This window comes from Bacillus cereus group sp. BfR-BA-01380 (assembly GCF_022663535.1).
In the GTDB taxonomy this organism is placed as follows: domain Bacteria; phylum Bacillota; class Bacilli; order Bacillales; family Bacillaceae_G; genus Bacillus_A; species Bacillus_A cereus_BB.
Map to the genome: position 1 here is coordinate 12,563 of NZ_JAKUFS010000021.1, position 20,700 is coordinate 33,262.

A 20,700-nucleotide genomic window follows, 5' to 3' on the forward strand; every position below is an offset into this window, starting at 1 on the left:
ACTTACTATATACTGTACATTCTGAAATGCTTTACAGGTCAAGGGGGGAACTTACGATTTTCACAATTGAAGATATCGCCAAATTAGCTGGAGTTTCGAAAGCGACCGTTTCTCGTGTAATCAATCATCATCCGTATGTTCGATCAGAATTAAGAGAAAGAGTGCAAGCGATTATTGATGAAAAAAATTATGTCCCTGTAGCGGTAGCAAAAGATTTACGTCGCCTTCAAACGAATTTAATTGGTGTAGTAGTACCAAATTTATACCATCCATTCTTTAGTCAATTAATTCAAGAAATAAGTAATATTTTAAAAGAAGATCGTTATGATGTTGTGATATTACAATCCAATTATGCTCCAGAGAGAGAAAGAGAATTTATCCATTACGTAAGAACGAAGAAGCTAGATGGGCTTATTTTTACGACACTTTCTTTGCCAATAGAGGAGATGGAATGTGTAAGTACGTCAGGTATGATTGTTATATGTAATGAACATGTAGAAACAGAATTGATATCAACAGTTCAATTTGACGAAGAACGGGCAGGGTATTTAGGAACAAAGCATCTTTTAGAAAATGGATATACACACATTGGATTTTGTTATGATACATTAAAAAGTAAGGCACAGCGAAAAAGGTATAAAGGATATAAACAAGCTTTATGTGATCATCATTTATCATTGCAACAGGAATGGATATTTCCAAATTGTTATGGATTAAAGGATGGGAAACGGGTGATACAAATGATGCAATCTATGAAAAATGCTCCCGACGCGGTTTTTACAGGTAGTGACGAAATAGCTGCCGGAATGATTATGGAAGCGCAGCGAATGGGAATTTGTATTCCGAAAGATCTTGGTGTGATTGGATTTGATAATCAGGAGCTGTCGGTGATGATGAATCCTAATATAACGACTATTTCCACCTCAATTGCAAGTATGGCAAAGCATTCTATTATTCTATTGCATAAACAATCACAAGGTGAACATTTGCAGCAAATACAATTACCTATTTCCGTTATAGAAAGGGAATCGACAAGAAGGGGAGAATGACATGTTTCACACAGATCGTTTACAGTTTCGTAAATATACAATGGATGACTTAGATTTTTACGCTTCTTTATGGGGGAACGATCGAGTAATTCGTTATATCGGGAAAGGAACACCAAAAACGTATGAACAATGTAAAAAAAGTCTTGAAAGCTGGGTCTTACCGGGATACGAACGTGGACTTGGTTTATTTCTAATGTTACATAGAGAAACGGGAGAACCAATGGGACATGCGGGACTTGTTCGGCAACGCGTTGATGGAAAAGAAGAGATTGAAGTTGGCTATTGGCTACTCCCAGAGTATTGGGGAAACGGATTTGCGAAAGAAGCGGCAGCAGCTTTTCGAGATTATGGCTTTCAAGTACTTAAGCTTCAGAAACTTATTTCTCTTATTAATCCCAATCATCCAGCTTCTATTTTTGTAGCAAGAAAAACAGGTATGGTTTATGAGAAGACAGTTGTATTCCACGATATGGATGTTCTCGTATATGCAATGAAACGAGCAGGTGAGTGAAATAACAACCTGCTCGTTTTATTTTATTTATCCCGCTATTTGTGGGCAGTAAGACCCCCACCTCAAGATTCAGAGAAAAGCATTGTCCAGCTCCAGTGGCTAGAATGTTCGGTGGCTTCGCTTCTTCCTACGAGGTAAAAAACACCTCTACGTCAGAAGCTCCATCCCCCTCACATTCTGAACGAGCCACTTCCGCTTTTCTTTGTTGTCCAGCTCTAGCGGCTAGAATCTTCGGTCGTTTCGCCCCCTCGGACGAGGAAAAAAGCGCCTCTCCGCCCTGTGCGTGGGCGTCCTGTGATTCTGAGCGAGCCGCTTCCGCTTTTCTTAAGAAGTTAGGTGGGAGATAAACTGCCCGTAAAAGCCCGATTGGTGAGGGTAAGAGTGACTTGAATGTTTCAATCCAATGAATTTGGTTATCTACTCTGCTTTGAATCGATGGTGGCAACCAGCCTTCTTTCTTTTTTCGATTGAGAAAACGAGCTTTGCGATACCTTGTTTTTCGTTGTCTTCTGCCTCTGCGTATAGCTCTTAATATAAGGTTTTCTTTGACGTCTTGACGTAACTCAATCGTTCCTTTTACTAGCACCTTATCTTCTGTAGCGATTGCAATACCCATATGCTTTGCACCACTATCAACACCGATTGTGACGGGTTGCACCGCTTCACCTGTGGCATATTGTAATTGAATCGTAAACGGAGTGTATCCAATAATCTTTGCTTTTCATTGTTTGAGAAGAATTCGTGCCTTTCGATGACTACAAGGCATAAGCGGTTCCCCTCTTAAATTCTTGACAAATACATGCATGTTTTGTCCCTCCTAAGAGTTTGTTTCCCTTCAATAATGTTTGTAGGTGCCCTCAACTTCTTATACAAGAAGGCTTGTGGTTGACCGTTCCTTCCCAATCAGAACTGTTACAGAGCCACCATAGAGCCAAGAACTAGGGAATCATTCTTGGGTATGCAACCTACGAACGGAGTCCACAAAAGACTGAGGCTAGACAACCAGGGCTTTTTACAAGCCCCCACTTCAAAATGTGTTAGCGTTTAAGTGGTAGGTAGTTGACTATACATGTTTTCGATTTTCAGTATGGCTTGAAATAAGAAGAAGTGCAGCTTCATCACCAATATTACGAACGATATGTGGTACACATGCACTCCAAGAAAACGAATCTCCTTCTTCTACAATGGCAATATCTTCTCCGTGTTGTACTTCTAATTTTCCGCGCAAGACAAGATGGCATTCTTCACCTTCATGAGCATTTGGTGTGTTTTCTTTCGGAAAGCCGACAGGAATTTCTACTAATGATAAACGCAGTCCGCCTTGCTCGGCTACATGTTCAATTTTTTGTTGATCTTTTCCGTAAATACTATATTTCCGTTCTTCTTTTTTTACAATTTTCATCCGATCTTTTTGCTCTAACAATAAATAAGGAAGAGGAACATTAAAAAAATGAGCGATTGTTTCGAGAGTAAGAATAGATGGAGATGTTTTATTGTTTTCCACTTGACTCATAAATCCTTTAGAAAGCCCTGTTCCTTCACAAATTTGCGCAATTGTAATTCCTCTGCGCTGGCGAATTTCACGTATTGTCGAACCGATATTCATAATGACCCTGCTCCTTTTTATTAACAGATAGTTGTATCATAGCAAATCTTTTTTCCTTTTTCTCACTAAAAATAAATTGACGAATAAAAAATTTTATTGTATGTTTTGTAATATAAATAAAAGTTTTATATAACAAAACAAAAAGGAGAGAAAAGATGAATCAATATATTGGTAATTTAATTATTCGAGTTGTATTAGGAATTATATTTTTTGCTCATGGTTTAAAGAAATTTCAAGCAGGAATCGATAATATTGCAGGTTGGTTTACAAGCATTGGCTTACCAGGCGGCCTTGCATATGGCGTTGCAACAGTAGAGGTAGTTGGCGGTGTGTTATTAATTATCGGTTTAGGTGTAAGATACGTAGGATTATTATTTGCACTTATTTTAGTTGGAGCAATTGTAAAAGTAAACGGACCGTTTGGTTTATTAGGGGATGGAAAGCATCCAGGATATGAATTAGACTTAGCGTTATTAACAATGGGTCTTTATTTATTTGTTGTAAAAGCAGAAGGATTTGTAGATCGTTTTTTAAAAGCTACGATTTTGAAAAAAGACTAATTTAACATAAGACTGTATTGTTTAGTCTTCTATATAAATGCAAATCTAAAAAACCCCTTTTTTTTTAGATGGACGAGAGTATCTGGCGATGCGTAGAAACGGTCAGGGCCTTTTCTTGCCACGTGCCATAATTTAAAACAAAGGGAGAAAGCAAGTGCAGGTCATGTTTTTTCTGCATAGCAGCGACTTATGATTTATATAGATAATCATTAATTGGGGATTTTTTATACCTGCTGCGTATGGAAAAAATCAATAACTTGTTTATGTAAAGTAGAAAAAGGAAGCCTAAATAGTGGCTTCTTTTTTGTATTTTAACAATGTTAGAAGTACGAAATATTATTACTTATTCTTTCCAACCTGATAACCAGAAATTGCACCTAGCATGAAAAGAAATAAGTTACTTGAATTGTAGTTGTCTGTGAAGAAACCGATGATCAGCCAACCAACAAATGCACCGGAAAAAGTGGAACGAGTTTTTTCAATTATGTGCCTCCTATATGTTTTGTTACATGAAAGGAACCAGCAGAATAGTTTCTGTCTGGTTCACTGTAAATTATCGTATAATCGCTTTTTCATTCTGTAAAAACATCTCATCAAACTGTTTTGCCATTTCAAAATCGAGTGTTGTTAATCCTTTTGCATTCCATGATGACAATGTGATAATAACTGCTTTATACTGAATCAGGATAAATGGATGGTGATTGCGTTCTTCTGATAGTTTGGCCGCTTCAGAAACAAATTCGACACCTTTTAAGTAGTCGGAGAACATGTATTTTCGTTCAATCCATTTTTCGTCTTTTATTGTCCATTTATCTAACTTCATTAACTCTTCTTGTACTTCTTTATTAGTTAGTCGTTGCATTATTTGTCACATCCTTTATGGGAAGTAAGGCAAGTCCGTTATGGATTAAACGCTGCACGGCTTCATTATCTGTAAAGGAAGAAAGTTGTTGGAACAATGTTGCACGTTCTGGAATCTCCGCTTTATGTTCTTGTAATAACTCTAAAATTTCAAGGCGCAGTAACCATTCTTTTTTATAAAATCGTTCTAGTACGTGATAAATCGCTACAAGCTGTTCTGTATGCTGTTCATGTAGTGAACTTTCACCCCGAATGTTACGAACTGTTTCGTACATGTTTTCTAGCTCTGATTGAATACGCGGTGCAGGTGTTGCTTCTTCTTCGTCATCCACCCGGAAGAATGCTGCTGGATCTGCTGCCCCAGGGAATACAGAAGTAATAGCTGAACCAACTGCCATGTCAAATGTACCCCATGATGTATCAAATAATAAGCGGTCTTTCAGCGTTACTGTACAGTTTGTAAACGAAATGACAGCGATTTTTTCTTTATTTCTAATCATATCGCTTACTATTCCTGTTACATGTACACCACTTTTAAAAATAAGCTCAGCCTTATTACCAATAACGATTCCTAATGCGTGTAATTTTTCATCCGTACAAGACTCTAATGCGATATCATTTTGTAATAAACCAATTGGTGTACCGAACCCGTCTTGATGTACAGTTGTAGAATGATTTTGTAATTGTGTATGGTGAATTGCTAATGCCGTCTGGCTATTTGTTTTCATATAAATTGCCGCGCCGTTTTCATCTTTTACGATTTCAACGAGCGTGCCTGTAATTTGTAATCCGCTGTTTAGCTCGACAGTTGCTGTATTTTCAGAGCGCAGTGCTTTATCTAAACTTTCTGCATTGCCTAATTTGAATGCCATTGTTTCCGAGAATGCTTCAAGTGAATGAATAAGCTCTTCAAACGATTGACAAACAAACAGTTGCGGCTGCATTTTCGTTACATCGTAAGTTGTTTGAATGCATGCTTCAATAGAGAAAGGTACTTTTTTGACTGCATCAGTTAAACAATGCTTACTTTCACCAACAGAGGAAAGGAGACCAGCACCATAAATTTTTGGTTTTTGTAGATCACCAATTAGCCCGTATTCTACAGTCCACCAGAATAGGCGTGAAATTTGTTCTGCTTCTGATAGGCCGGAAATATGTTTTTGTTTTTCTTCCACTTCTTTTTCTGCTGCCATAATTTCTTCTGGTGTAGATGTTCTGCTTTCTTTTACAATCGTTAATTGGCGAACTGCTTCAAATAATTCGTGTTCTTCTTTTGTGGAGAAAGCTTTTGCTCCAATCTTTCCGAACAATTTCACGTACTTTGCATATGTAGGATCAAGTAAAATTGGAGCATGACCAGCTGCTTCATGAACGATATCTGGAGCTGGTGTATACTCAATATTTTCTACTTTGCGAATATCTGTCGCAATGGGCAGAAGTCCGTGTCCTTGGAAATCAAAGAATGCGACGCCAGGAATTAATCCGTCAATTGTAACAGCGCCCCAACCGCTCGGTGCTAAACAATCATTCATTTCTTCTACTTTTGGAATGGCATCTATGTTAATCCCGGAAGATTGCAATCCATTTACATAAGCTGGATGTGCAACGTCTTTTAAAAAGTTATGATTTTGTCTCATAATGTAGCGCCATACAGCATGATCAATTGGTGTGTATTGGTCGTAATGCTGCTTTGATACATACGGTTTTAAATGTGATGGAATTTCTGTTTTTTTGGTCATATATACATCCTCCTTTTAAGTGAAAAAATAAGATGTTACATGTGGTATACGCGCAGCTCCTTTCAGAATAATGTAAGCGCTTTTAATTTTATCACAAGATTCCGAATTGTTTAACATTTCTTTTGGTGCAAATAGAAAAAATTGTAGTACTAACTCACTTGTAATTTTTTAGGTGAACGTGATAAAGATTTGTTTTTAATAAATGTTGCATACTCTTTGGTTGAGTAGCGAAATGCTATAAGAAAAAGGTAGGGGATAATTGTGGCAATGGAGCAAGAGATATTATCATTATTAATACACGGGGCAACAATCTTTTTAATGTTGTCTTTTGTTATTGCTGCACTGCTATGGTGGAAAACAAAATGTAGTGTATATGGATGGTTTTTTAGTCATCTTATATTTCTAAGTTTTGGGATTGCAGCTTGGGTACATATTTTACAAGAACCGCCTGTTGGAGAGGTGTTTGAATCGGAATATAATTCACTTTATATTGGACTTGCCGGATCATCATGGGGAATTAGCATGCTATTTTTCATAAAAGGATTGCAGAGAATTGCAAAGCTTATAAAGTGAGGTATTCATATGCTTAAGAGTATGTTTCAGTTTTTCATATTTGCTTGTGTTTTCTTTAGCGCGGTTTCAAGTAGTTATGCGGAAAGTGTGCCAGTACAAGTTGCTTTTATTCGTAATCATAACTTATGAATAAAAATAGATGGAAAAGAAAAGCAGGTAACAAAAGGAGAACGTATTGTGAATCCAAAGTGGTCGTATGATGGGAAGTGGCTTGCTTATGCAAAAGGAAAAGACGCAAATCAGCTTGAATTATACCGAATTTCAGATGGGAGAAAGGTGACACCTTTCCGAGCGGATGCAACAAACTATCAATGGTCACCAAAGCAAAACATCATTGCCTTTCAATTTGGTAGTGTTTTGAATATATACGATGTAGAAAATCCACAAAAAGGTTTTGAGAATGTATCAGTTGGTGTGGGAGATTGTGGTTGGTATCCTGATGGGAAGAAATTTCTCGTTTCTTCTATGTCTCATTTACTGCCAACAGGATGGACAGGTGCTGAGTTATTTCAAGTACCACTTCATGCAAATTTAGATCGAAGTAAGATTAAACATTTTTACACCTTACCGAAAGAATCACCACAATTTTTTGCAATTGTAGCAAGTTTATTCCAATGGTCACCTGATAGAAAATGGATTTCCTTTTTAGCAACACCAACTGCCTCTTGGTCAATGGATAGTAATACTTTATGTATAATCGGAGCAGATGGAAGTCAGTTTGAAGCAGTTGATCACATGTTGATTCAACCAAAATGGTTTCAATGGGCCCCGTCAAAAAATATTCTTGCATACATAGAAGGAGAAGGTCGCTTTACCGTCGAAAATAAACATTTAAAATTAAAAGAACTTCCTGCTTTTAAGCAAACTACTTTTACTCCAAAAGGTTATGTTGATTGGGATTTTACTTGGAATAATAATAATTTGATTACAATTTCCAGAGCAAAGGAAGCGAAGTGGTCCAATGATCCAAAACAACGTCCCAAGCCTTCACTATATCAAATCAATGTTACGAATGCACAGCAACTTCAAATAACAACCCCATCAAAAGGATACGGAGATTATTATCCATACTATATTACACACACAAATCAAATCCTATGGATACGCTCTAACGGAGAGCAAGCTGATATGTGGCTTGCCAATGCAGATGGTTCACAAGCGAGAAAATGGATTCACAATATAGACGAAGCAGCAAATTATTATGAGAAACGAGATTGGGAAAATGTTGTATCGGTAAAAGAATAAAATATGCGTTCTCTGTTTGCAGAGAACGCATATCAAAAGAGTGTATAGTTTGGCATAGATCTTTCGGCATTTATGCAGCGTTGTATCCATTGAACTTCATATTGTGAATGAGGTAAAATCCGATGCTGTAAATGACCGACATGAAAAATCTTTTCTGATAGACACCAATCTACACATAATTTATATAAGTCATAATGTAATGGATCGTCATCCCAATAGACAGGAATCTCTTTTATATTTGCTTGCCAATATAAATATGCACGGGTATGACTATCTGTAAAAATAATTTTATCGTCTAATTTTTTTACGGGTAATGGTGTATGTAAAGCAAATGCAAGTGGTGAAAAAGTCTGTTGCAGTCTCATTATTTTGTCATTGCTTAGAAACAATTGACTTGGCTGTACTTTACATATATCGATAAAAAAAGGATTCATTTCGCATCACCTAAGTCTTTTATAAGATTTTCGCCATATAATATTCATTTCTTGGCTGTCCATCAACAATCACACCATGCACTGCTTCACCTTCAATAACAAACCCCATCTTTTTATATAACGCAATGGCTATTTCGTTATGAGACATGACTGTTAATTCTAGACGCAGTAATTGTTGTGTGCGGGCCCACCTTTCAATTTCATGAAGTAATTGTTTGCCGATTCCTTGACCTGCATATTGCTGGAGTACGCCAATGACTAAATATGCAGCGTGTTGCTTTCGCTTTACTCCGCCGCCGCGAGCGATTATATATCCAACAAGTTGCTCATCTTTCTCAGCTACTAGAAGTGTTGAATTATATGGAGAGAGAAGAGATTGAATCATAGATTTTTGCTTCTCAATCGTAAAGTTTCGCTCATTAGGCTCAAATAACAAAAAATTTGTTTCTTGATCAATCGTTTGACATAGTTTCAAAAAAGGAGCTGCATCTGCTTCTGTAATTTCGCGAATCATTGTTACCACTCATTTCTATTTTTATGTAACGTATTACATTCGTTGTATAGGTGCTTAACTCCTGTAAGGATGGAACGATCTTACTATATTCCCCCCCTTAAATTTATATATAAACACAAATTTTAAAAATGATATAAAACCCTCTTTCTTTTTAAGCGGGCGAGAGCATCTGGCTATGCATAGAAGCGGTCATGTTGTATTCTGTATAGCAGTGACTTACAAAGAAAAGCGGGTCTAGGAGGCAGAGCTAGACAAAGATGTGGAAAAATGAAAATGAATATATACGTTGATCCTCTCTTTTACATAAAGAGAGGATTTTTTTTGAAGAGGAGAAGGATAAAGTGAAGAAGAGACTTCATTTCAATACGAAATAGAAAGGGATTTTCATATGAACCTTATTTTTGTTAGGCACGGAGAAGGAGAGCATACAAACAATCTGCCAAATAGTTTACGAATGGATCATCCACTTCTTACGGATAAAGGGAGAGAACAGGCATTAGCGCTGCGAGAAAAACTTCCTTTACGTGAGAGTGATATATTGATTGCAAGTCCGGTAGTCCGAACATTACAGACAGCTGCGCTATGGAGTGAGCAAGTTGCTTGTAGAAAGTTTGTTCATCCGTATATTTCACCGCGCATTTTTCCATATCGAGAAGGAGCAAGAACGTTGCCTTGTGACAAGATGTTAAGTCAAAAGAACGTTCAGCGGTCATTTTCGCAATTTGTATTAGCAGCAGAACAGAATGAAGAGTTATGGAGAAATGGGATTAATACGATTGCAGAGCCTGAATTTTGTATAGCTGCTCATAGCTTCATGAAATGGTGTGAAACGTTAAAAGCTTCACGTGTGATAATCGTGTCTCATGATGGAACGATTACAGCATATAGGCAATATGTGATGAAACAAGCATTGACGAGGGAAGATTTTCTAGAGGAGACCGGAGTGTATGAAATGCAACTATAGTAGAAATAAATGTTGCATGAACAAGAGGAGATAACTGTGTTTTATATTTGAGTTATCCCTCTCTATGGGGGAGTAAGACCCCCACCTCAAAATAGAAAGAAACAGAAAAAGGTAGGTGAGGGGTAAGTGTTTATAAGATCTTTTTCATAGAATAAGAAAATTTTGCATTGAGAAAATAATTTTTTATAAATAGTAATGAAAATCATTATCGTTTATGTTATTATAGGTTCAAGTTTTTATTTGCAAATAAAAGTATTTATATAGCGTACGTTAAAGTATTTTGTCAAAATTGATAAAAAGCATTCATAATGAATGAACCAAAAACTGGTTACGAATGTTGTTGTATTCATGTAACTTATTTAATTACAAAAATTAGGAGGACTGTATGGTTATTCAGTTTTTAAGAGAGAATAAAGCCGTTTCCTTTTTACTAGCAGTAGTGCGTATTTATGTTGGATATACGTGGCTTATGGCAGGGATGAAAAAGTTAACAGGTGGTGGATTTGACGCAACAGGTTATTTAAAAGGAGCAATTGAAAAAGCATCAGGAGCTCAGCCAGCAGTGCAATCATGGTGGGCATCCTTTTTAAAAGAAGTAGCAATTCCAAATGTAGAGCTATTTAATTTTGTAGTTACATGGGGAGAGATTTTAGTTGGAATAGGGTTAATTGTTGGTTGTTTAACGAAAACAGCTGTATTTTTTGGTCTTGTAATGAACTTTTCCTATATGTTTAGTGGGTCAACAGGCGTAAACCCACAATTAGTAATTTTGTCTATGTTGATTCTAGTTGCAGGTTATAATGCTGGCAAATTTGGTGTAGATGGATTTATTTTATCTAAAATTTTCAATAAAAAATCACGCAATTATAAAAATCAAGCTGCTTAGTGTATAAAAGGGGTATCTCATCATGAGATACCCCTTTTTAACGAATTTGAGATGATTTTGCTATAAATAAACTCAGAATGATAATTGTTGATAGAAAGAAAATGAGGCTGGGCATTTTTTTAGATCACGACTTAGTAGGATACTTTTTGAAAAATTCATCAACATACTGCAAAAACTCTTTCGGCTGTTGACGAAACGGTGCATGTTCGCCTTCTTCGATAATATGAAATGTACTGTTTTTTAAGAATTGATGATACGTTTCGCCTTTTTGCCAGGAAACGCTTTGATCATGTCTTCCCCAAATAAGTAACGTTGGTAGTTGGATTTCATCAGCGTTAATACGTAAACGGCGCGGCCACATTTTACCCAGTTCATCATGATGTGCTGTATCTTCACGTTTATTCTTTACCTCTTCCTCGTGAAATTCTTTCGGAGTAGAGACTGTACTTAAATCATTTGATAATTTTGGTTTTGGAGATCCTTTCCCGTGCTGTAAAGTTTCTGCTCCTATTGCATCCGTTAAAATAAGGTGGGTTACTGCATCAGGATACAAGTATGTTAAATTTAAAGAAATTTCTCCGCCCATAGAGTGTCCTAATATAGCGAATGTATCATAGCCTAATTTTTTCATTAATTTATAATATAAGTTTGCTTGGTTTGGAAAGGAGTAGCGAAAATCTATCGGCTTTGAAGAATGGCCGAAACCTAAAATATCGACAGCGATAACGGTATGATTTTTTGCTAAATCGGGATAAATATCACTAAATCCATTTGATGAACCTCCAAAGCCATGAAGCATAAGTAAAGGAGGTTTATTTTTACCGATTTGTTTAAAGTAAATGGTTTGTCCATCAATTTCAATCATTTTTTCTTTTGTCTCTAGTTTTGTTTCAATTGTTTCTTTTACTTGCGTTGCTTTTTCTGTTTGTTTTTCGATTGTACTGCAGCTCGATAATGTTGTGAGAACAAAGCAGATGAGCATGTAAAGCTTCCATCGTTTCAAAATGGTTTCCCCTTTCTAGCATAGCGCTGCATCCATTATGGTAAATATAAAATTACGTTTACCAGGGAGGTTTTCTCCGTTTTTTATCATGAAAGGAGAAAGCAACGTTTCTTTAAACTCAAATGATAACAGTTTATCTCTAAAGCTTTTTTGTGTATGTGGAACATCAATGCGAACAGTTCCATTCCATTGGTTACATATGGATAGCAGTAAATGCAAGGCATCCTCTTCATTGCTAGCGATAAGGGGAGTAACACATAAGGTGTCTCCTTTTCGGATACATAACGCAAAAGCTTCAAGTCTATCATTTCTTTCGACCTTTAATGCAAGGTGTGCTCTATGTAACAGAATTGAATACAGATTAGGGCGATGAGCGCCGCTTGCTTCGTAATCGAATTGACTGAGTGTATTAAGGTCCTCACTTGTGATTGTACGAGTAGCAAAGGAACCCAGTTTTGTTGTTGTTTTAGTTCGTTCAAATCGATGAATAGAAGTAACTGTATGAAATCCATATGCATGATATAAAGGCGCACCAGCATCCGTTGCAATGAGTGTAACAGGTTGTAATGGCGGAGAATTTTTCATACAAATATCTAGCAAGGAACGTCCTAATCCTTTTCGCTGAAAATCTGGATGGACAATAAGCATACCAAGAGAAGTAAATCCTGTTTTATATGGAAAAACAGCAATACAAGAGACGAGCTGACCTTTGTTATCATGACCAAATAAAGTACCGACAGAAAGGTATGTCTCGAATTGTTCCTTCATAAACGAAACATCGTGTAACCATCCTACAGCATCACAAAGAGATAATAGCTGTGATATATCAGATTTACTTAATATTTTTACTTTCATATATTATCCCCCTTATATTTCCATATACCAATACATTTTAGCATAGGAATTTAAAACATTCAGTTTCAACTGAAAAAATATTGCTGGTTCAAGAAATAAAACGACAAAGAGATGCACATTGTAACGATAATCACCAACAATTAACAAAACATTTACATTTTTCTCATTTTACCTTAACAGTTTTCTATTACATTTGGTAATGGGAATTGAATTAACAATTTAGGGGGACTTATAAAGTGAAAAAATTTATGAAGAAAGCATGGCCATTTGCTGTTGTTTCATCGTTAGCACTTACTTCAATTGTTACATGGAATATGACACGTTCAGATGTTATTAAAGCAGACGAAAAAGAGAATGATACAAAGATTAAAAATGTAATTGTCTTAATAGGGGATGGTATGGGACCTTCTTATATGACAGCGCATCGTTATATGAAAGATAACCCAAAAACATTTGAGATGGAGCAAACGGAATTTGATAAACACCTTGTAGGAACACAAGTTACATATCCAGAAGACGAGCATCAAAATATTACAGACTCAGCTTCTGCTGCTACTGCAATGTCATCAGGGATTAAAACATATAATGCAGCTATAGCAGTGGATAATGACAAAACAAACGTAAAGACAGTACTAGAGCAAGCGAAAGAACGCGGGAAATCTACAGGTTTAGTTGCAACTTCTGAAATTACGCATGCAACACCAGCGGCTTTCGGTGCACATGATGTTAGCCGAAAAAATATGGATGCCATTGCAAATGATTACCTCGATGAAAAAATTAATGGTAAGCATAAAGTAGACGTTCTTCTTGGCGGCGGTGTAAATAACTTTGTAAGAAAAGATCGCAATCTTACAGAAGAATTTAAAAAAGATGGTTATAGCTATGTAACGGATCGTCAGCAATTATTAAATGATAAGAGTGACCAAATTCTTGGTTTATTTGCACCAGGCGGTTTTGATAAAATGATTGATCGCAATGATAAAGCGCCTTCTTTAGCAGAAATGACGAACGCAGCGATTGAGCGTTTAAATAAAAACAAAAATGGTTTCTTCTTAATGGTAGAAGGTAGCCAAATTGACTGGGCTGGTCATGATAATGATGTTGTTGCAGCGATGAGTGAAATGGAAGACTTTGAAAGAGCATTTAAGGCAGCGATTGAGTTTGCGAAAAAAGATAAACATACATTGGTTATAGCAACTGCTGATCATTCTACTGGTGGCTTCTCTCTTGGAACAAAAGGCGAGTACAATTTTGATGTAAAACCAATTAAAGCAGCAAAACGTACACCTGACTTTATGGCGGCTGAAATCGCTAAAGGGGCAAGTGTTGAAGAAACATTGAAAAAGTATATTGATTTAGAATTAACACCAGAAGAAATTAAGTCAGTAAATGATGCTGCAACGTCAAAAGATGCGACAAAAATTGATAATGCAATTGAAGCGATCTTTAACAAGCGCTCTTATACAGGATGGACAACGGATGGTCATACTGGTGAAGATGTTGGTGTCTACGCATTTGGACCAGGAAAATATTTATTTGCTGGCGTTCAAGAAAATACAAACTTAGCAAAGCGTGTGTTTGATATTGTTGGCGGCGGTGACCCAAATAAAGGTCGACGCTAATATGGAGAAAAAGCGGGGCTGCTTTGCCTTGCTTTTTCTTTTTCATTTTGGAGGAGAGATATATGAAAAGAATGCTAAAGAGGTTGGGGATTGTAGGGATCATTAGTCTTCAATTATGTGGATGCAGCTCACAAGAAAAAGTGCAAAACGATACAATGAAAAAGGAAGAAACGGTATATAAAGAAGAGAAAAATAAAAAGATGACAAAGCCTATATCGGAGAAAGAAGAACAAACAATTAAACAGTTAATAGACTCATATATTCAAACAATAAATGAGAAAAACTTTGAGGGGCATATGGCACTATTTTCAACGAAGTCATTAGGGTTAGAGGATACAAAAGCCCAAAAACAAGCAGAGTTTAGAAATAAGAATAAAAAAATCGACCTATTGGATTTTCATGTAGAAAATTTTGAAGGAGAGTATGCTGTTGTAGAAACGAAAGAGAAAGAAGAATCTGTTCAAAAGAAAGTACGTTACACCGTAGGGAAAGAAAATGATGTATGGAAGATAGAAGAGGTGCGTGTGATTGGGGAAGGATAAAGTGAAACTTCCATCAGTGGTGGGCTTTTCATCCCCCACTGATGGAAAGCCCACCCAATCGAGCTTTTACGGGCAGTTTTCTTCTCTGCTCTTTTCCAGCCTTTACTGCCCACGAATAGCGGGATAAAAAAGAAGTTCTCGAAAATAGAGAACTTCTTTTACACAGGTAATAAAATGCGCTCTGAACACGATTCAATTTCATCAATATCTTGACGGATAGATGCCATCTTATCATCAAGTTCTTCAGCTTTCATGGCAGCATCATGTAATTCATTTTTTAAATACTCTGGAATATTCCCTTCATATTTATAATACATTTTATGTTCTAAGCTTGCCCAGAAATCCATTGCTAACGTACGTAATTGAATCTCCGCAAAAACATCTTGTGTTCCTGAATTTAATGCTAATGGATATTTAATAATCATATGGAGGCTTTTATAGCCGTTTGGTTTTGGCACTTGGATATAATCTTTAACTTCTACAATTTCCATATCTGTTCGTTTTTCTATTAATTGTTTTAAATAATAAATATCTTCCACGAAACAACATGTAATTCGAATACCGATAATATCGAATAAATGTTGTTGGGCGTTTTCGACAGTTGGTGCTAAGTTTTTTCGTTCTAGCTTTTTGATAATACTTTTTGGTTGTTTTAATCGTGTTTTTATATGTTCAAACGGGTTGTAGTCTTCTAGAAACTGAGCTTCCCGGTTCATAATTTCGAATTTTGTTTTCAGTTCTTCAAGAGCAAATGTATAAGGTAATACAAATGCTTTCCAATAGTTAACTGTTGTTTGATTATACTCCATTTTATACACACCTTTTTCTTATTTGGAAAATAGGGTTTCTTACACTAAATACCAAATCATATACGCACATGCTGCGAATGATGAGATCATAAAGCGATAACGTGTTTTCATTGAGATGCCCCTCCTTTTTATATGGAATTTATTGTATGTAAAATCTATATACTCTTTATACTAATCGATTGATGTGAATTTCGTATGAACAAATTGTTTCAGTTTTTTGTATTTTTTTGTATTGTTTATAAAAAATAAGGAGAGACGTGAGCATCTTGCCCCGCATAGTAGCGACTTATATGTCGGGAAAAGTATATATAGCGTGGAGTTGTTTGTATATTTAAGTTGCTTTCCAATAATGCCATTAATTCCAAATTCGCCTATATTTTGTGATACGATATAGATATATTTTTTGTCATAGGGGGAACATGATGAATCAAGTAGATAGGAAGAGAGTGCAGCAGGTAGCTCATATTGTTGAAATTCCAAATGATTATACACTTGTTGTTGATGAAGAAAACGTAAATGAAGATGCTCATTTATTATGGTGGGAGAAACAGGAGAATCCCGAAGAATCTATTCAAGTTTGTTTACGAAAAGAAACAGGAGAGTTAATGGAATTATCCATATATAAAGAGTGTGTCCAAAAGCAGTTGAGTGTAAGTAAGGAGAAAGGAAAAAGCATTGCGGATGCATTCTTGCAGCAGCATGCACCGCATACATACAAAGAATGTACAGTTATTTATATAAATGAAAGAAAAGAGAGTGTAGTAATTGAATATAGGCAGGAAGTAAATGGCTATTCGTTGCCTCGAACGGGTTTTGTAGTAGAAGTTGATGTAGATGGGAATGTTATTAAATTTAGAAACAAGGGCATAAAGGAAAAACCAATGTGGCCGAGTTCTATTGTAGAGAAAGAAGTTGTGACAAAGCAGTTGAAGCAAAGACAGAGTATGGAGCCTGTTTTTACACAACTTTCGAATTCGTTGTTTGAATGGGAGGATGGCGAAATAGAAGAAGGTTATTATCTTGTTTATGAACCGAGTCCTTCACATGCTTTTATTGATGCGCATACTGGAGAAGACTTACATGAGCGTAGTCATTATGTGATTGAAACAAGAGAATTGCCAGCTTTAAGTGAGAAACCACAATTAGAAGCAAATATAGATCGTTTATTTCATATTGATAAGAACGTGATGAAGAAAGTGCACGAAGAAGAGAGAGAAACAGAGAAGACAATTATTTGGGCAAAGGTACCAGATAGGCAAGAGGGTGTAGAAGAAAATGACAAATCTTTCGATGCTTACTGGAAGAAACAGTTTCATATGTTCAAGTATGATACGTCAATTATCGTGAAAATGGACAAAGAAACAAATGAATTGCTTGAATATTATGAGCGAGGAAACCACCACGGAACACCGGTATTAACCCGTGAACAATGTTTTGAAAAAGCACTGCAATTTTTAGGAAAGGTATTTCCGAATTACGAACAACATCTTCGTGTATGGAGCAATCAAGATGATCCGGATGAAGAAGAGCCAGGACATTTTCATTTTTACGTATATGTAAATGGTGTTCGGGTAGAAAGTGAGTTGGTGCGCGTTGTTGTAGATGGAGAAACCGGCCAAATAAGAGTGTATAGCGGCATATCGCAAAGTCTTATTCCCAAATTACTTACTTATGACAAGGAAGTGAAAGTGAGCGAAGAGCAAGCGTTAGAGTGTTATTGTCAATCACTTCAGGCAGAATTAAGATGGTTTGAGGAAAGGGAACAAGAGCCTCCTCAATATCGACTTATTTATAGTCAAACAACAGCAGAAAATAATGAAGAGTACAATGGGGATTATAGCAATAGACGAGAAATCCGCTATATAGATGCGAGTACGGGAAAAGCAATTTGGTGGAAAATTTGAAATGACTGTATTTAGATAAGGAATGTTTTTCGCTTTGTCCATAAAGCTGTACAGACACAAATAACCACTCGCCCACATACAAATAGTAAAGACCACTATTTTTGCGGGGGTGAAGAGGTTGAGTCTGTTCGCCGCAATTGGATATATGATTCGTGAAATGTTTGTTTTCGTATCGTATGTCAAAAATAATGCATTTCCACAGCCGTTGTCGCCTGATGAGGAAAGGAAGTACTTAGAGCTTATGGAGCAAGGGGATGCGCATGCAAGAAATCTCCTCATCGAACATAATTTACGTCTTGTGGCACACATTGTGAAGAAATTTGAAAATACAGGAGAAGATGCAGAAGATTTAATTTCCATCGGTACGATTGGTTTAATTAAAGCGATCGAAAGCTATTCGCAAGGAAAAGGAACAAAACTAGCAACATATGCGGCTCGTTGCATTGAAAATGAAATCTTAATGCATTTACGTGTATTAAAGAAAACGAAAAAAGACGTTTCTCTTCATGACCCAATTGGACAGGACAAAGAAGGGAATGAGATTTCTTTAATCGATATTTTAAAGTCAGAATCAGAAGATGTAATTGATACGATTCAACTGAGTATGGAGCTTGAGAAAATTAAAGAGTATATTGACATATTAGATGAACGGGAAAAAGAAGTGATTGTGAACCGATTTGGTCTTGGTATGGAGAAAGAGAAAACGCAGCGTGAAATCGCGAAGGCACTTGGTATATCACGAAGCTACGTATCACGTATTGAGAAGAGAGCATTAATGAAGATGTTTCACGAATTTGTTCGTGCGGAGAAGGAGAAAAAGGAGAAATATTAAAGAGGAAAAGTGCTTGCTTTTATTCGAAAGCAAGCACTTTTCTTTTTTAAATAAAATGAAGCTTCCATGATAAATCGATGTTCACGGTTGAAAATGATGGGTTCTATCTGTAATATTAAAAGGTGCTAATAATTTATGATATAGAAACAAGAATAGGAAAAACTACATGTAAGGGTCTTATTACAACATTATATATCATAGTAGGGGGTTTCGCGGTTTGCGACGTACGTTATATCGATTATTGATTGAACTTACAAACGGTCGTTTTACGTCCTATATATTGCGTAAATTTGCACAGTCTCGTTTAAGCTCAATTATTATTCCATCTTATGCGAAAGTATTTCAAATTAAACAAGATGAGATGGAAAAGGATTTAAAAGAGTATCAAACGCTTCATGAATTATTTACGCGTAAATTAAAAGAGGACAAACGTTCAATTGATACAGAAGAGTCTGCTATTGTTAGTCCGGTTGATGGTGTTTTTGCAGATCATGGTCCCATTAATGAGGAAAAAATGTTTGAAATTAAAGGGAAACAGTATTCTATTGTGGACATGCTTGGTACGGACGAAAGGGCAGCGCGTTACGCAGGTGGTACATACATGGTTATTTATTTAAGTCCAAGCCACTATCACCGTATTCATAGTCCACTTTCTGGTACAGTGACAGAGCGCTTTGTACTTGGAAGGAAGTCATATCCTGTTAATGCAGCAGGTATGAAGTATGGAAAAGATACGTTGTCTAAAAACTATCGCTCTGTAACAGAGATAGAGAGCGAAGGTGAGCAGATGGCGCTTGTTAAAGTAGGTGCAATGTTTGTGAATAGTATTGAACTGTTGCATGAGAGAGAAACTATGCAAAAAGGTGAAGAGATGGCCTATTTTACATTTGGCTCCACAGTCGTGTTATTATTTGAAAAAGGTATGGTTGAAGTCGTTCAATCATTAGCTAGTGGACAAGAGGTTCGTGTTGGTGAGAAAGTTGCAACTCGATTATAAAAGAGCCGTCTTATAAGATGGCTCTTTTTACAGGTGAAGCAGTATCTATTTCTCACGTAATAGGCAGTAAGTCTTTAGGGGATCTCGTTCAATTAAGCATAAGCGGTTAAATGCCACCTATGGAAGTTTGACTGTATATATACTCAAGACGATTTTAAAAGCTTGTCCTCTAATGAGCGTCTAATGATTTCTTGTTTAATAAGTAAAATGAAGTCAGGATTTAATTTTAGTTCTTTTGCTTTATAATAAGACTCAGTGAGTAATTCAGTAGATAACTGTTCCATATGTTTCGCCGTCAAGGCGGTTCACCTCCTGCGAAAAAGGAAATTTGTCTCATTTAATGTACCAAAAATTGTCTTATGTCACAATCTGTTGGTTATCCACATTCTGTCGTGGATAAGATGTGTAAGAATTGTTGATAATTTTTGAATTAACTGAATTTACCAAGAGGGAAATTGTGTACAAGTTTATCCACAGATGCATAATCGAAAAATGCTGTCGAAAAATTTTATCTAATTTTAACAGACGGTAGCTGTTAGATGATTTACCCCGCTCTTACAGGAAGTTGCGAGAAGAATAACTTCCTGTAAGAGCGGGGTAAGTTCAACTTCTATTTTGAGAGAAACCCGTTCTCAAAATAGAAGTTGAACTATACAAAACTCCTCAAAGAGGTGAAAGAGATTGAGTTTATTTTTACCAAATGAATACGTGAAAAACGTGTATCATATTCAACCTGAAGAATTGAAAAACCGAGGTATAAAAGGAATTATTACTGATTTAGATAATACCTTGATTGAATGGGATCGTCCGAATGCGACGCCGCAATTGGAAGAATGGTTTGCAAAAATGAAGGAACACGGCATTCAAGTGACAGTTGTTTCGAATAATAACGAACAACGTGTAAAAGATTTTGCTAATCCACTTGGTATTCCGTTTATTCATAGTGCGCGTAAGCCGCTTGTTCGTGCTTTTAAACGAGCGTTAACGAAAATGAATCTGCGTGCGGAAGAAGTAGTTGTAATTGGAGATCAATTATTAACAGATGTGCTTGGAGGGAATCGTGTTGGACTGCACACGATTTTAGTTGTTCCAGTTGCACAAACAGATGGATTTATGACTCGTTTTAATCGAAAAATTGAGCGTAGAATCATGCGTAACATGAAGAAAAAAGGTTTAATTAATTGGGAGGAATAG

Annotated in this window: 22 protein-coding genes and 1 pseudogene; 13 read left to right on the plus strand and 10 right to left on the minus strand. The window is 36.4% G+C overall.

The window, feature by feature from the left end:
* Positions 1-26: 26 nt before the first annotated feature.
* Positions 27-1,049, plus strand: coding sequence for a LacI family DNA-binding transcriptional regulator (locus MR076_RS18020; protein ID WP_242222825.1), 1,023 nt, complete (start codon positions 27-29; stop codon positions 1,047-1,049).
* Position 1,050: 1 nt separating this feature from the next.
* On the plus strand, positions 1,051-1,560 hold the full coding sequence (locus MR076_RS18025; protein ID WP_242222827.1) for a GNAT family N-acetyltransferase: 510 nt from the start codon (positions 1,051-1,053) through the stop codon (positions 1,558-1,560).
* A 127-nt stretch (positions 1,561-1,687) separates the two neighbouring features.
* Here MR076_RS18025 and MR076_RS18030 read toward each other — a convergent pair whose 3' ends face one another.
* Both MR076_RS18030 and MR076_RS18035 read right to left on the minus strand, forming a co-directional pair.
* Positions 1,688-2,272: an RRXRR domain-containing protein gene (locus tag MR076_RS18030; RefSeq protein WP_313897346.1), complete on the minus strand. Its 585-nt coding sequence runs from the start codon at positions 2,270-2,272 to the stop codon at positions 1,688-1,690.
* Between the two features lie 351 nt (positions 2,273-2,623).
* The gene (locus tag MR076_RS18035) at positions 2,624-3,166 is read right to left on the minus strand and encodes a helix-turn-helix domain-containing protein (protein WP_242222831.1); all 543 of its coding nucleotides are present in this window, start codon (positions 3,164-3,166) and stop codon (positions 2,624-2,626) included.
* Between the two features lie 155 nt (positions 3,167-3,321).
* Between MR076_RS18035 and MR076_RS18040 the strand changes: the two genes are divergently transcribed.
* Positions 3,322-3,726 (plus strand): DoxX family protein, encoded by a 405-nt coding sequence (locus MR076_RS18040; RefSeq protein ID WP_242222833.1) that lies wholly within the window; start codon positions 3,322-3,324, stop codon positions 3,724-3,726.
* Positions 3,727-4,279: 553 nt separating this feature from the next.
* Here the strand turns inward: MR076_RS18040 and MR076_RS18045 are convergent.
* On the minus strand, positions 4,280-4,591 hold the full coding sequence (locus MR076_RS18045; protein WP_242222969.1) for a 4a-hydroxytetrahydrobiopterin dehydratase: 312 nt from the start codon (positions 4,589-4,591) through the stop codon (positions 4,280-4,282).
* Entirely contained in the window at positions 4,572-6,326 is a 1,755-nt protein-coding gene (locus MR076_RS18050; protein WP_242222834.1) for an aromatic amino acid hydroxylase, read from the minus strand. The genes MR076_RS18045 and MR076_RS18050 overlap by 20 nt, the downstream gene beginning before the upstream one ends.
* A gap of 267 nt (positions 6,327-6,593) precedes the next feature.
* On the opposite strand from MR076_RS18050, the gene MR076_RS18055 reads away from it, so the two are divergent.
* Positions 6,594-6,899, plus strand: coding sequence for a hypothetical protein (locus MR076_RS18055; RefSeq protein ID WP_242222835.1), 306 nt, complete (start codon positions 6,594-6,596; stop codon positions 6,897-6,899).
* Between the two features lie 9 nt (positions 6,900-6,908).
* Positions 6,909-8,144: pseudogene (locus MR076_RS18060) on the plus strand (TolB family protein).
* Between the two features lie 32 nt (positions 8,145-8,176).
* Here MR076_RS18060 and MR076_RS18065 read toward each other — a convergent pair.
* Together MR076_RS18065 and MR076_RS18070 are read right to left on the minus strand one after the other, a co-directional pair.
* Positions 8,177-8,578, minus strand: coding sequence for a hypothetical protein (locus tag MR076_RS18065; RefSeq protein WP_242222836.1), 402 nt, complete (start codon positions 8,576-8,578; stop codon positions 8,177-8,179).
* A gap of 19 nt (positions 8,579-8,597) precedes the next feature.
* A complete protein-coding gene (locus MR076_RS18070; protein WP_242222837.1) occupies positions 8,598-9,092 on the minus strand; it encodes a GNAT family N-acetyltransferase in 495 nt (164 codons plus the stop codon).
* A 388-nt stretch (positions 9,093-9,480) separates the two neighbouring features.
* Between MR076_RS18070 and MR076_RS18075 the strand changes: the two genes are divergently transcribed.
* A complete protein-coding gene (locus tag MR076_RS18075) occupies positions 9,481-10,056 on the plus strand; it encodes a histidine phosphatase family protein (RefSeq protein ID WP_242222838.1) in 576 nt (191 codons plus the stop codon).
* A 385-nt stretch (positions 10,057-10,441) separates the two neighbouring features.
* Positions 10,442-10,942 (plus strand): DoxX family protein, encoded by a 501-nt coding sequence (locus MR076_RS18080; protein ID WP_242222839.1) that lies wholly within the window; start codon positions 10,442-10,444, stop codon positions 10,940-10,942.
* A gap of 124 nt (positions 10,943-11,066) precedes the next feature.
* Here MR076_RS18080 and MR076_RS18085 read toward each other — a convergent pair whose 3' ends face one another.
* Together MR076_RS18085 and MR076_RS18090 are read right to left on the minus strand one after the other, a co-directional pair.
* Positions 11,067-11,945 carry an alpha/beta fold hydrolase gene (locus MR076_RS18085; RefSeq protein WP_242222840.1) on the minus strand — a complete coding sequence of 293 codons (879 nt, stop codon included), beginning with the start codon at positions 11,943-11,945 and terminating at the stop codon, positions 11,067-11,069.
* A gap of 15 nt (positions 11,946-11,960) precedes the next feature.
* The gene (locus MR076_RS18090) at positions 11,961-12,800 is read right to left on the minus strand and encodes a GNAT family N-acetyltransferase (RefSeq protein WP_242222841.1); all 840 of its coding nucleotides are present in this window, start codon (positions 12,798-12,800) and stop codon (positions 11,961-11,963) included.
* A gap of 236 nt (positions 12,801-13,036) precedes the next feature.
* On the opposite strand from MR076_RS18090, the gene MR076_RS18095 reads away from it, so the two are divergent.
* Positions 13,037-14,422 (plus strand): alkaline phosphatase, encoded by a 1,386-nt coding sequence (locus MR076_RS18095; RefSeq protein WP_242222842.1) that lies wholly within the window; start codon positions 13,037-13,039, stop codon positions 14,420-14,422.
* 62 nt (positions 14,423-14,484) lie between these two features.
* Positions 14,485-14,964, plus strand: a complete 480-nt coding sequence (locus MR076_RS18100; protein WP_242222843.1) for a Cif family virulence factor — start codon at positions 14,485-14,487, stop codon at positions 14,962-14,964.
* Between the two features lie 158 nt (positions 14,965-15,122).
* On the opposite strand, the gene MR076_RS18105 is transcribed toward MR076_RS18100, so the two are convergent.
* Complete coding sequence (locus MR076_RS18105; protein WP_242222844.1) at positions 15,123-15,773, minus strand: GTP pyrophosphokinase; 651 nt, start codon at positions 15,771-15,773, stop codon at positions 15,123-15,125.
* A 422-nt stretch (positions 15,774-16,195) separates the two neighbouring features.
* On the opposite strand from MR076_RS18105, the gene MR076_RS18110 reads away from it, so the two are divergent.
* From MR076_RS18110 to MR076_RS18120, 3 genes are all read left to right on the plus strand, one after another.
* Positions 16,196-17,677 (plus strand): YcdB/YcdC domain-containing protein, encoded by a 1,482-nt coding sequence (locus MR076_RS18110; protein ID WP_242222845.1) that lies wholly within the window; start codon positions 16,196-16,198, stop codon positions 17,675-17,677.
* Positions 17,678-17,795: 118 nt separating this feature from the next.
* Positions 17,796-18,509 carry an RNA polymerase sporulation sigma factor SigK gene (gene sigK / locus MR076_RS18115; protein ID WP_242222846.1) on the plus strand — a complete coding sequence of 238 codons (714 nt, stop codon included), beginning with the start codon at positions 17,796-17,798 and terminating at the stop codon, positions 18,507-18,509.
* 217 nt (positions 18,510-18,726) lie between these two features.
* Complete coding sequence (locus MR076_RS18120; protein WP_242222848.1) at positions 18,727-19,506, plus strand: phosphatidylserine decarboxylase; 780 nt, start codon at positions 18,727-18,729, stop codon at positions 19,504-19,506.
* Between the two features lie 143 nt (positions 19,507-19,649).
* Here MR076_RS18120 and sda read toward each other — a convergent pair whose 3' ends face one another.
* Positions 19,650-19,805 (minus strand): sporulation histidine kinase inhibitor Sda, encoded by a 156-nt coding sequence (gene sda / locus MR076_RS18125; RefSeq protein WP_139207688.1) that lies wholly within the window; start codon positions 19,803-19,805, stop codon positions 19,650-19,652.
* Between the two features lie 382 nt (positions 19,806-20,187).
* On the opposite strand from sda, the gene MR076_RS18130 reads away from it, so the two are divergent.
* Complete coding sequence (locus MR076_RS18130) at positions 20,188-20,700, plus strand: YqeG family HAD IIIA-type phosphatase (protein ID WP_242222850.1); 513 nt, start codon at positions 20,188-20,190, stop codon at positions 20,698-20,700.

Bases quoted from the DNA above. Each gene is read 5' to 3' on its own strand.
- MR076_RS18020 (WP_242222825.1), top strand. From the start codon at position 27: ATGCTTTACAGGTCAAGGGGGGAACTTACGATTTTCACAATTGAAGAT.
- MR076_RS18025 (WP_242222827.1), top strand. From the start codon at position 1,051: ATGTTTCACACAGATCGTTTACAGTTTCGTAAATATACAATGGATGAC.
- MR076_RS18035 (WP_242222831.1), bottom strand. From the start codon at position 3,166: ATGAATATCGGTTCGACAATACGTGAAATTCGCCAGCGCAGAGGAATT.
- MR076_RS18040 (WP_242222833.1), top strand. From the start codon at position 3,322: ATGAATCAATATATTGGTAATTTAATTATTCGAGTTGTATTAGGAATT.
- MR076_RS18050 (WP_242222834.1), bottom strand. From the start codon at position 6,326: ATGACCAAAAAAACAGAAATTCCATCACATTTAAAACCGTATGTATCA.
- MR076_RS18055 (WP_242222835.1), top strand. From the start codon at position 6,594: ATGGAGCAAGAGATATTATCATTATTAATACACGGGGCAACAATCTTT.
- MR076_RS18065 (WP_242222836.1), bottom strand. From the start codon at position 8,578: ATGAATCCTTTTTTTATCGATATATGTAAAGTACAGCCAAGTCAATTG.
- MR076_RS18070 (WP_242222837.1), bottom strand. From the start codon at position 9,092: ATGATTCGCGAAATTACAGAAGCAGATGCAGCTCCTTTTTTGAAACTA.
- MR076_RS18075 (WP_242222838.1), top strand. From the start codon at position 9,481: ATGAACCTTATTTTTGTTAGGCACGGAGAAGGAGAGCATACAAACAAT.
- MR076_RS18080 (WP_242222839.1), top strand. From the start codon at position 10,442: ATGGTTATTCAGTTTTTAAGAGAGAATAAAGCCGTTTCCTTTTTACTA.
- MR076_RS18090 (WP_242222841.1), bottom strand. From the start codon at position 12,800: ATGAAAGTAAAAATATTAAGTAAATCTGATATATCACAGCTATTATCT.
- MR076_RS18100 (WP_242222843.1), top strand. From the start codon at position 14,485: ATGAAAAGAATGCTAAAGAGGTTGGGGATTGTAGGGATCATTAGTCTT.
- MR076_RS18105 (WP_242222844.1), bottom strand. From the start codon at position 15,773: ATGGAGTATAATCAAACAACAGTTAACTATTGGAAAGCATTTGTATTA.
- MR076_RS18110 (WP_242222845.1), top strand. From the start codon at position 16,196: ATGAATCAAGTAGATAGGAAGAGAGTGCAGCAGGTAGCTCATATTGTT.